Genomic DNA, 9,737 nt, shown 5'->3' with positions numbered 1-9,737 from the left:
TGTTTTTCTGTGGTGGGTCCTGACGGTCTCGAACCGCCGACCTACTCCGTGTAAAGGAGCCGCTCTACCAACTGAGCTAAGGACCCACTGAAACTTGGTGTCAGTTCAGAGCATCTTTCAATGCTTTGCCCGGACGGAATTTAGGCACCTTGGCCGCCTTGATCTTGATGGAAGCGCCAGTACGGGGGTTACGACCGGTGCGAGCTGCACGCTTGCCAACAGCAAATGTGCCAAAACCAACAAGCGATACTGTACCACCTTTTTTCAGTGTTTTCTTCACTGCGTCGATCGTGGAATCCAGTGCACGCGCAGCTGCGGCCTTGGAAATATCGGCGTTGTTAGCGATGTGCTCAATCAGTTCGGTTTTATTCACAAGATGCCTCTCGAGAAATAAGTGAATGGAATGTCTCTGCGAACGCAAACCTTGCGCAGCAAGAAACCAGTCGCGATAAAGACGGAAGCCAGCCTATCAGTTTTTGCGTATGGGCAAGCCCACTTTTTCCTGAAGCCGCTGACATTTTTGACGCCAACTCGCGCTGCGCATTCCAGCGACAGAACCAGATTCTATGCGGTTTTTGAGCGGGTTCGGCCATCCACAGCGGCTTTTTTCAAGCTTCTTCCGTGTCGGCTTCACCAATTGACAACAATTGACAAAATCTGCAGTCCGATCAGGTCGCGCGATGCGCCGCGGCAGATCTTTTTTGCCGCTCCGAAAGCAACCCGCCAGACAGCAAAAAGCGCTTGATGAACAAGCGCTTTCAGAGAGGTTCGTTACGGACTTCAGAGCCTGGCACGAATTTCGGGCAATGCCTTTTGCAGGTAGTAGACCATGGACCAGACGGTCAACACTGCGGCAATCCAGATCAGCCACTGTCCCCATACGCCGGTATCGATCACTCCGAATGCCACTCCGTCATAGAGCAGAAAGGGAATGGCCACCATCTGGGCCATGGTCTTGGCCTTGCCGATCATGTGCACGGCCACGCTCTTGCTGGCGCCGATCTGGGCCATCCACTCACGCAGTGCCGAGATGGCAATCTCGCGTCCGATGATGATCAACGCTACAAACACGTCGGCGCGTTGCAGATGAACCAGCACCAGCAGCGAGGCACAGACCAGGAATTTGTCGGCAACGGGATCTAGAAAAGCACCGAATGCCGACGTCTGATTGAGCTTGCGGGCCAGATAGCCGTCAAACCAGTCGGTGGCGGCAAACACGACAAACATCACCGTGGCGATGAGGTTGCGGGTCGCCTGATCCAGCGGCGCGTAAAACACCCCCACGATGAGCGGAATCGCCACGATCCGCGTAAGGGTCAGCACAGTAGGGATGGTGAAGAACATGGGTGTCATTGTGTCACGAGCAGGCTGCGCCAGTGCGGATTCGCGCTCGCTCAGCCTGCATCAATGCAGCGCCTTGTAGATTTCTTCGGCCAGCGTTGCGGAAATGCCTTCCACCGTCATCAGATCGTCCACGCTGGCATCGGCCACGCCGCGCACGCCGCCAAAGCGCTGCAGCAATCGCGCCCGCTTCTTGGGCCCCACGCCCGCAATATCTTCCAGGCTGCTGCTGCCCGTGCGCACCTTGGCGCGGGCCGCGCGCATGCCGGTGATGGCGAAGCGGTGCGCCTCGTCGCGGATCTGCGCCACCAGCATCAGGGCCGCCGAGTCATGGCCCAGATAGACCTTGTCGCGCCCGTCGGCAAACACCAGCTCCTCCAGGCCGACCTTGCGGCCCTCGCCTTTTTCCACGCCCACGATGCGCGACAGATCGAGACCCAGCTCCGTGAAGACCTCGCGCGCCATGCTGACCTGGCCCTTGCCGCCGTCGACCAGCACCAGATCGGGCAGATGCGGCTGCTTGCCCGTCAGCTCGGCGCCGCCCGCCTCGCGCTGCGCCTCGGCCACGGGCTTGTAGCGCCGCGTGAGCACCTGGCGCATGGCCGCATAGTCGTCGCCGCCGGTGATGCCTTCGATATTGAAACGGCGGTAATCGCTGCTCTGCATCTTGTGGTGATGGAACACCACGCAGGAGGCCTTGGTGCTTTCGCCGCTGGTGTGCGAGATATCGAAACATTCGATGGTCAGCTCGTCGAGATTTTCGACCGGCAGGTCCAGTGCCTCGGCCAGAGCACGCGTGCGCGCCTGTTGCGAGCCCTCTTCGGCCAGCAGGCGGGCCAGCTGGATGTCGGCATTCTTCTGCGCCATCTCCAGCCAGATGCGGCGCTGCTCGCGCGGCTGCTGGACCACGGTGATGCGCACGCCGGTCTGCTCGGTCAGCAACTCCACCAGCCGCTTCTCCACGGGATGACTGACGATGAGCGTGGGCGGCACGGCCACGCCGACATAGTGCTGGGCGATAAAGGCCTCCAGCACCAGCTCCTCCACGGGTCGCGCCTCGGCTGCGGCATCCACCTCTTCCTCGCTGGAGTAGACCGATGCGGCATCGCCCAGATTCGCCGGGAAGTAAGGCCTGTCTCCCAGGTGGCGGCCGCCGCGCACCATGGCCAGGTTGACGCAGGCGCGGCCGCCCTGCACGCGTACGGCCAGGATGTCCACGTCCTTGTCGTCGGTGGTTTCGATCGCCTGCTGGTGCAGCACGCGCGACAGCGCCGTAAGCTGGTTGCGCACCTCGGCCGCCTGCTCGAACTCCAGCTTGTCGGAATGCGCCATCATGCGCGCTTCAAGCTGCTGCAACAGCTCGCTGGTTTCGCCGCGCAGCATGGCTTCGGCATTGCGCACATCCAGCGCATAGGCCTCGGGCGATATCAGATCCACGCAGGGGCCGGTGCAGCGCTTGATCTGATAGAGCAGACAGGGGCGGCTGCGGTTGGCAAACACCGTGTCTTCACAGGTGCGCAGCCTAAAGACTTTCTGCAGCAACTGTATGCTTTCCTTGACCGCCCAGGCACTGGGATAGGGGCCGAAGTAGCGGTGCTTCTTGTCCACGGCACCACGGTAGTAGGCAATGCGCGGAAACTCCTGAAACGCAGGTTCGTCCTCCTTGCCGTCACGATGGGCCACACCGGTGATCTTGAGATAGGGATAGCTTTTGTCGTCCCTGAACAGGATGTTGTACTTGGGGTACAGCGTCTTGATGAGGTTGTTTTCCAGCAGCAGTGCCTCGGCCTCGGAGCGCACCACCGTGGTCTCCAGCCGCACGATCTTGCTGACCATATGGCCTATGCGCGTGCCGCCATGCTCCTTCTGGAAATAGCTGGAAACGCGACGCTTGAGGTTGATGGCCTTGCCCACGTAGAGCAGGACACCGGCAGCATCGAAATAGCGATAGACGCCCGGCAATGGCGGCAGCGCGGCCACCTGGGCCAGCAGTTCGGCGGAATGCGTGGAAGACATGGGCGCTATTGTCTGCGCATGTGGACGAATCCGGCAGCAAGCGACTCAAACGACCGGGCAGCGTTCTGCATATCAATAAAAGGAGCTGCCAGCGTTTGATGAGATTGAATTTCAGATACTTTTCATTCTGAAATCCTTATCTATCAAGCGATAGCAGCTCCTTTTTTAGATCCAAGGGATTCGGGGCAATCCCTGCAACCTGCAGCTTACTCGGCTTCGATTCTGGACGACTTCACCACCTGCGCCCAGTTGCCGTATTCGGTCTTGACCAGGGCCGCCAGTTGCTGCGGGTTCATATAGTCTGCCGTGGCGCCCTGCTCTTCGGCCTTTTTCCTGAAGGCGGGGTCCTCGACCACCTTCTTGATATCGGCAGCCAGCTTGTCGATCACGGGCTGTGGCGTGGCCTTGGGCGCAAACACGGCAAACCAGGAGGTGGCGTTCACGCCCGGGTAGCCGGCTTCCGCCGTGGTGGGCACATTGGGCAGGCTGGGCAGGCGCTGCTTGCCCGTCACGGCCAGCACGCGCAGCTTGCCGCTTTGCACATGGGGCATGAAGGGAGGCGCGGTGCCGAAGGTCAGGTCCACCTGACCGCCCAGCAGGTCCTGCAGCGCCGGGCCCGTGCCCTTGTAGGGCACATGCACCATCTTCACGCCGGCCTGCTGCTCCAGCATGGCGCCCGTCACATGCTGCAGCGAGCCGTTGCCCGACGAGGCGTAGTTGAGCTTGCCGGGGTTGGCCTTGGTGTAGCTCACCAGCTCGGCCAGCGTCTTCACCGGCAGCTCGGAGCGCACCACGATGATCTGCGGAGCCGACAGCACATTGGCCACAGGGGCAAAGTCGCTTTGCTCCCAGCTTCTGGCCTTGGTCAGGTGCGGGGAGATGACGTGGTAGCCCGAGTACTGCATCAGCAGCGTATAGCCGTCGGCATCCGCACGCTTGACCAGATTGGCGGCGATGGCGCCGTTGCCGCCGCCCTTGTTGTCCACCACCACCGATTGCCCGATCACCGGCGCCAGCGCCTGCGCGGCCATGCGGCCGGCCAGATCGGTGGTACCGCCCGCGGCAGCGGGCACGATCATCAGCACGGTTTTGCTGGGATAGCTACCCTGGGCCATGGCCGGGGCGCTGGCAAGGCCGGTCACGGCAGCGGCCGCCGCGAGCAGAAAATGAAGGCGTTGACGTTGAACAGTCATGTTTGTCTCCTTGTTGGAATGTTGAACCGCACCAGCTCCTTCCCCCGAAAGAGCCGATGCAGCGGGGGCGAAAACAGTCTCAGGCTCTGGCCTGGGCGCGTTCCTTGATCTCGGCAAAATCCGCTGGCGGCTGGTGCAGGTCCCAGCGCGCACCGGCCTTGACGATCTGGCTGGGCGTCTCGTGGCCGATCAGTGCCGGCAGGCTGCGAGCAGCCGCCACAATCCGGGCCAGGTCTGTGCCTGTGTCATAGCCCATGAGTTGCAGCGCATGCACGATCTCTTCGGTGCAGGCATTGCCCGAGGCGCCCGGCGCATAGGGACAGCCGCCCAGGCCGCCAATCGAGGCGTCGAAGCGATCCGCCCCCGCAGCTATGGAGGCCAGCACATTGGCCAGCGCCATGCCGCGCGTGTTGTGGAAATGCAGGGTCAGGCCCAGCTGCGGCCAGCGCGCCTTGAAGGCCAGGACCATGGAATGCACCTGGTTGGGATAGGCCATGCCCGTGGTGTCGCACAGCGTGATGCCCTGCACGCCCAGATCGGCAAAGCGCTGCACCCAGTCCAGCACTTCGGCCTCGGCCACATCGCCTTCCATGGGGCAGCCAAAGCAGCAGGAAAGCGACACGTTGACGGGCGTTGCCGCCTGCTGCGCCGTCGCGATCACCTGCCTCAGCGCCTCGAAGGACTGGCTGCGCTGCATGCGCAGATTGCAGAGGTTGTGCGTCTCGCTGACCGACATCACCAGATTGAGTTCGTCGGTCTGCGCATCGATCGCACGCTCCGCGCCACGCACATTGGGCACCAGCGCCGTGTAGACCGTGCCCGGCCGGCGCGCGATCTCGCGCATCACGATCTCGCCGTCGCGCAGGGCCGGGATGGCCTTGGGCGAGACAAAGGCCGTGACTTCGATCTTGGACAGGCCCGCCTCGGACAGCGCATTGACCAGTGCGATCTTGTCCTCGGTGGGCACGAAGGCCTGCTCCATCTGCAGACCGTCGCGCGTGCCGACTTCGTTCATATGGATGCGGCGACCCGCACCGGTCCACACCTTCGTATTCAGGTCGGCAGCCATCATTGGACAATCCCCTTGGCGCGCAGCTGCGCGATCTGCTCGGCGCTCAGGCCGATCTCGGCCAGCACGGCATCGGTGTCGTCGCCCACATGGGGGGCGCTGCTGCGCACCGTGCCCGGCGTCAGCGAAAGCTTGGGCACCACGCCGGGCACCTGAAGCTCGAAACCATCGCGGGTGCGCTGGGTCAGAATCATCTCGCGCGCCTGGTAATGCGGATCTTCGGCAATATCCTTGGCCGTGTAGACCTTGCCGGCCGGCACGCGTGCCGCGCCCAGCTCGTCCATCACCGTCTGCACGCTGCGTGCCTGCGTCCAGGCGCCGATCGCGGCATCGATCTCGGCCACGCGCTGGACGCGGCCCGCGTTGTCGGCCAGATCGGGGGCATCGGCCAGATCCTGGCGGCCGATGGCCGTCATGAGCCGCTTGAAGATGGAGTCGCCATTGCCCGCCACCAGCACCCAGCCATCCTGGCAGGGGTAGGCATTCGAGGGCGCAATGCCCGGCAGCGCGCTGCCGGCGGCCTCGCGCACGGCTCCAAAGGCGCTGTACTCGGGGATCAGACTTTCCATGATGTTGAAGACAGCCTCATGCAGGGCCACGTCGATCACCTGGCCGGGACCGCCGTTCACCTTGCGGTGGTACAGAGCCATCATCACGCCGATCACGCCGTGCAGGGCCGCCAGCGTATCGCCTATCGACACGCCCACGCGTACCGGCACCCGACCCGGCTCGGCCGTCAGATGGCGCAGCCCGCCCATGGCTTCGCCGATCACGCCAAAACCCGGCAGGTCGCGATAGGGGCCGGTCTGACCGTAGCCGGAGATGCGCAGAATCACCAGGCCGGGGTTGATGGCGTGCAGCTCCTCGGGCGACATGCCCCAACCCTCCAGCGTGCCGGGGCGGAAGTTCTCGACCAGCACGTCGGCTTCGGCGATCAGCTGACGCGCCACGGCCTGCGCCTCCTGCTGGCGCAGATCGAGCGCGACCGAGCGCTTGTTACGCGACTGCACCTGCCACCAGACGGAGGTACCTTCCTTGATCAGGCGCCAGTTGCGCAGCGGATCGCCCGCACCGGGCGCCTCAATCTTGATGACATCGGCACCAAACTCGCCCAGGGTCTTGCCACAGAAGGGACCGGCAATCAGCTGGCCCATTTCCACCACTTTCACCCCTTCCAGCGCGCGCGGCGTGGCGGTCTGCGTTGCGGGGTCTTGGATATTCATCGTCGTCATCCGTTTGTCTCTCGATGGTTGTCTTGCTGTGCCGCTTTGCGTTGACCAACACCAAGCGAAACGGCTTTTCAATCATCTTGCCCTTGAAGATCAGTCCTGCAAAACGCTGAAATGCGAAGCTGCCATCGCATTTGGGCATAGCCAGGCGGGATAATGCAGTCCTCATGAAACTGGACCCAATCACCCTGCGCCTGTTTGTGGCCGTGATGGAGGAAAACGCCATCGCGCGTGCCGCAGCACGCGAGCACATCGCCCCCTCGGCCGCCAGCCGCCGCCTGGCCGAGCTGGAGGATCAGCTGCAGCTTGAGCTGTTCACACGCAGCAACCGGGGCAGCCAGCCCACGGCCGCCGCCTACGCCCTGCTGAACATGGCGCGTGGCGTGCTCAACGAGCTGGACGGCATCGCCACGCAGATGAAGGACTATGCCCAGGGCGGCGAACAAGGCCTGCGCGGCCATGTGCGGGTGATGGCCAATATTTCCAGCATCACCCAGTTTCTGCCTGCCCAGCTGCAGAGCTTTCTGAGCCGGCACCCATTGGTGGACGTGAGGCTGCAGGAGCGCGTAAGCACCGATATCGCGCGCGCCGTGGCCGACAACGAGGCCGACATCGGCCTGCTCAACAACGGCAGCTACGGCAGCAAGATCAGCCTGCGCCCCTATCGCCGGGATCGGCTGGCCGTGGTCATGCCCCAATCCCATCCGCTGGCCGGCGAGCACAGGCTGCGCCTGGAGCAGGTCATCGAGCATGATCTGATCGGCATGCATGCCGACAGCGCGCTCAACCACCTGATCACCCGCTCTGCCGCCGACCAGGGCCTGCAGCCGCGTTTGCGCATGAAGGTGACCGGCTATGACGCCCTGTGCCTGATGGTGGCCGCCGGCCTGGGCGTTGGCATTCTTCCCGAGGGCAGCGCCCATATCTACATGGGCGCCCTGCCCTTGCGCTGCATCCGCCTGGACGAAGTCTGGGCCGAGCGCCAGCTCATGCTCTGCGTACGCTCCCAGGACGCACTCTCGCCCGTCGCGCAATTGCTGGTCGAGCACCTGTGCCAGAGCGCATCAACCGATAAAGACTGAACCCATGCCCGATTTTTCACCCATGCCTTTGCCCGCCCCCGGGGCGCCCCATCCTTCGCTGTGCTGGGACATCTTCTGCCAGGTGATTGACAACTTCGGCGACGTGGGCGTGTGCTGGCGCACAGCCGCAGAGCTGACCGCCCGCGGCCAGCAGGTACGTTTGTGGATGGACGATGCCAGCGCCCTGCAATGGATGGCCCCCCTGCCCTGGCCGCCCGGCCTGAGCGTGCATGCCTGGCCCGCGCAAGCCGCGAACGTGCCGGCATCGATTGGCGATGTGGTCATCGAGGCCTTCGGCTGCGAGATTCCCGCGGCATTCGTGAGCGCCATTGCAGACAAGGCGTCGAAGAGCAATCCTGCGGTCTGGATCAATCTCGAATATCTCTCGGCCGAAGACTATGTGGAACGCTGCCATCGCCTGCCCTCACGCATCATGAGCGGCCCTGCTGCCGGGCTGACACGCTGGTTCTTCTACCCCGGCTTTACGGCAGCCACCGGCTCGCTGGTACGCGAGCAGAACCTGGCCCAGCGCCAGCAAGCCTTCATGGCCCAACGCGACTCGTGGCGCCGCGCAGAAGGCATTCAGCCTGGCGAATGCGCCGTCTCGCTGTTTTGCTACGAGCCCGCTGCTCTGCCCCAGTTGCTCGCCCAGCTCTCGGACAAGCAGGCGCTCAACGCCAGGCTGCTGGTCACCCCCGGGCGCGCCACGACTGCCGTGCAGGCGCTGCCCCAAGCGCAGCAGATGCAGCCGGTCTATCTGCCAGCCCGCCCTCAGGCCCGGTTCGACGAAATGCTCTGGGGCTGCGACCTGAATCTGGTGCGCGGCGAGGACTCGCTGGTCCGCGCACTCTGGGCGGGCCAGCCCATGGTCTGGCAGATCTACCCCCAGCATGACAACGCCCACCACGACAAGCTGAATGCCTTTCTCGACTGGCTCCAGGCCCCGGACAGCCTCAGGCGCTTTCACCACACCTGGAATGGCATGACCGCACCGCAAACATTGCCTTTGCTCACACGCGAAATGCTTGATGAATGTGCCGGCTGCATCAGGGCTGCGCGAGCCAGATTGATCGAACAAACCGAACTGATTGCACAGCTTCAAGCTTTTGTCGCCGAAAAAAGCTAAAATCCACGTTTTGCCTCTCTGAGGGCAGTCGCAGCCGGTATGCCGAGCGACCTTGCTTTCGGGGTCGCGCCCCGCCGCGGTACATGCGGCAGGCCCCGCCGCCGCACCTTTGATGCGTTGCTTTCTCCAGCGACCATTGCGAACAGCTTGCCTGCCGTGTAGAGCGGCTCCAACCTTTCAAACGCAAGCAAGCCATGAAAATCGCTCAAGAAATCCGCGCAGGCAATGTGATCATGTTCGGCAAGGACCCCATGATCGTTCTGAAGACCGAATACGCTCGTGGCGGCCGTGGCGCTGCTACCGTGCGCATGAAGCTCAAGAGCCTGATCGGCAACTTCGGCACGGAAAACGTGTTCAAGGCCGACGACAAGATCGACAACGTGATCCTGGACAAGAAGGATTGCACCTACTCCTACTTCGCCGACCCCATGTACGTGTGGATGGACGAAGAGTTCAACCAGTACGAAGTCGAAGCCGAAAACATGGCTGACGCACTGAACTACCTGGAAGACGGCATGACTGCCGAAGTGGTGTTCTATGACGGCAAGGCCATCTCCGTCGAACTGCCCACCACCATCGTGCGCGAAATCACCTGGACCGAACCCGCAGTCAAGGGCGATACCTCCGGCAAGGTTCTGAAGCCCGCCAAGATCGCTACCGGCTTCGAAGTGGCCGTGCCCC

Annotated in this window: 9 protein-coding genes and 1 tRNA gene; 3 read left to right on the top strand and 7 right to left on the bottom strand. The window is 62.9% G+C overall.

Annotated elements, in window-relative coordinates; genetic code table 11:
- Window positions 1–10: 10 nt before the first annotated feature.
- The 7 genes from ACLBXN_RS05150 to ACLBXN_RS05120 form a co-directional block, all read right to left on the bottom strand.
- A tRNA-Val gene (locus ACLBXN_RS05150) sits at window positions 11–86 on the bottom strand.
- Between the two features lie 14 nt (window positions 87–100).
- Window positions 101–373 (bottom strand): HU family DNA-binding protein, encoded by a 273-nt coding sequence (locus ACLBXN_RS05145; protein ID WP_167010782.1) that lies wholly within the window; start codon window positions 371–373, stop codon window positions 101–103.
- A gap of 407 nt (window positions 374–780) precedes the next feature.
- Entirely contained in the window at window positions 781–1,344 is a 564-nt protein-coding gene (gene pgsA / locus ACLBXN_RS05140) for a CDP-diacylglycerol--glycerol-3-phosphate 3-phosphatidyltransferase (protein ID WP_019043474.1), read from the bottom strand.
- 60 nt (window positions 1,345–1,404) lie between these two features.
- On the bottom strand, window positions 1,405–3,357 hold the full coding sequence (uvrC, locus tag ACLBXN_RS05135) for an excinuclease ABC subunit UvrC (RefSeq protein ID WP_447611381.1): 1,953 nt from the start codon (window positions 3,355–3,357) through the stop codon (window positions 1,405–1,407).
- A gap of 206 nt (window positions 3,358–3,563) precedes the next feature.
- A complete protein-coding gene (locus ACLBXN_RS05130; protein WP_447611380.1) occupies window positions 3,564–4,550 on the bottom strand; it encodes a Bug family tripartite tricarboxylate transporter substrate binding protein in 987 nt (328 codons plus the stop codon).
- A gap of 79 nt (window positions 4,551–4,629) precedes the next feature.
- Window positions 4,630–5,622, bottom strand: coding sequence for a hydroxymethylglutaryl-CoA lyase (locus ACLBXN_RS05125; RefSeq protein ID WP_447611379.1), 993 nt, complete (start codon window positions 5,620–5,622; stop codon window positions 4,630–4,632).
- A complete protein-coding gene (locus ACLBXN_RS05120; protein WP_059440479.1) occupies window positions 5,619–6,851 on the bottom strand; it encodes a CaiB/BaiF CoA transferase family protein in 1,233 nt (410 codons plus the stop codon). The genes ACLBXN_RS05125 and ACLBXN_RS05120 overlap by 4 nt, the downstream gene beginning before the upstream one ends.
- 164 nt (window positions 6,852–7,015) lie before the next feature.
- On the opposite strand from ACLBXN_RS05120, the gene ACLBXN_RS05115 reads away from it, so the two are divergent.
- The 3 genes from ACLBXN_RS05115 to ACLBXN_RS05105 form a co-directional block, all read left to right on the top strand.
- The gene (locus ACLBXN_RS05115; RefSeq protein WP_343677820.1) at window positions 7,016–7,930 is read left to right on the top strand and encodes a LysR family transcriptional regulator; all 915 of its coding nucleotides are present in this window, start codon (window positions 7,016–7,018) and stop codon (window positions 7,928–7,930) included.
- Window positions 7,931–7,934: 4 nt separating this feature from the next.
- On the top strand, window positions 7,935–9,056 hold the full coding sequence (gene earP / locus ACLBXN_RS05110; protein WP_447611378.1) for an elongation factor P maturation arginine rhamnosyltransferase EarP: 1,122 nt from the start codon (window positions 7,935–7,937) through the stop codon (window positions 9,054–9,056).
- Window positions 9,057–9,250: 194 nt separating this feature from the next.
- Window positions 9,251–9,737: elongation factor P (locus ACLBXN_RS05105; RefSeq protein WP_447611377.1), on the top strand; the 487-nt coding region annotated here is incomplete at its 3' end.

Source organism: Comamonas sp. C24C (assembly GCF_053345995.1).
Note: the sequence above shows the minus strand (reverse complement) of the source record. Positions and strands in the feature narration are given on the sequence as shown.